Below are 866 nucleotides of genomic sequence, written 5' to 3'. Positions count from 1 at the left end.
GAACACGACCGTTAAGCCCTCCAGCGCCGATGGTACTTGGACCGAAGGGTCCTGGGAGAGTAGGACGTTGCCAGGCACGAAAAAACCACTGTCGAGTAACGATGGTGGTTTTTTTGTTAGGTTTGTATCACTATGTCTTAGCAATGGTAAACTTACATTTTGAAGGTAACATTTTTGTTACGGAAAAGCCATGTAAACAGGCTATAATTTACTATGGTTCAATCTGCTAAACCTATCGGTCATCTATAGTTTGTTTGAAAAGAGGAGAAGACCGTTTGTTCAGTCAGGCTGGGAAGGAGGGAAGAGCATGCGGCGAAATAAATGGCCTTTGTTTACAATGCTATTGAGTATCGCTGTAGCGATTCTTGCCGGTTGTGGCGCACAAGAACCTTCTTGGACGGCGTTTGAGGGTGCAGCCAACCAAAAGGCATTCCCGGTACCTAAGGAAGCAAATAAAACAGAACGTGCAAGCCAAAGCTCTGAAATAGATTACGTGCGCTATACCCTGCCAGGTATTAAAGAGAGCGATGAAATTCCGGATCCTTATTTGCAGGAAATTGCCGCTTGGGGATGGAAAGAAGAGACCTCTCAATCTTCAGGCAGCCAAAGGGTGTTTCAAAAGGACGGACAGATCGTGCACTTGTCGGTGCATGACGACTTTTTTACAGTTCTGGTACCGAGGGATAAGAAGCCTACGGTCAATGTGAAGACGATTGAAACCACTGAATAACCGGATACTGCTAATTCTGAAACACATCTTTTTGCATAGATAAGAGAGCCCCATTAGGTCAATGTCATTTAGTTAAGGCGCAGGGCCAAAAATCAAAAAAAGAGCAGGTTATCGAAAAGATAGCCCGCTCTTTTTT

At 44.7% G+C, this 866-nt stretch carries 1 protein-coding gene and 1 rRNA gene; both read left to right on the top strand.

Translation table 11 applies throughout. The annotated features are described in order from the left end of the window. Positions 1 to 76, top strand: a 5S ribosomal RNA gene (gene rrf, locus ACI1P2_RS31515); the annotation flags it as partial. A 231-nt stretch (positions 77 to 307) separates the two neighbouring features. Next, positions 308 to 730: a hypothetical protein gene (locus ACI1P2_RS31380; RefSeq protein ID WP_355327724.1), complete on the top strand. Its 423-nt coding sequence runs from the start codon at positions 308 to 310 to the stop codon at positions 728 to 730. Positions 731 to 866: the final 136 nt, after the last annotated feature.

Origin of the sequence: Paenibacillus jiangxiensis, assembly GCF_046098255.1 — a bacterium.
Lineage (GTDB): Bacteria > Bacillota > Bacilli > Paenibacillales > Paenibacillaceae > Paenibacillus > Paenibacillus jiagnxiensis.
Note: the sequence above shows the minus strand (reverse complement) of the source record. Positions and strands in the feature narration are given on the sequence as shown.

Coding starts and splice junctions, on each gene's coding strand:
- ACI1P2_RS31380 (WP_355327724.1), top strand. CDS start 308: ATGCGGCGAAATAAATGGCCTTTGTTTACAATGCTATTGAGTATCGCT.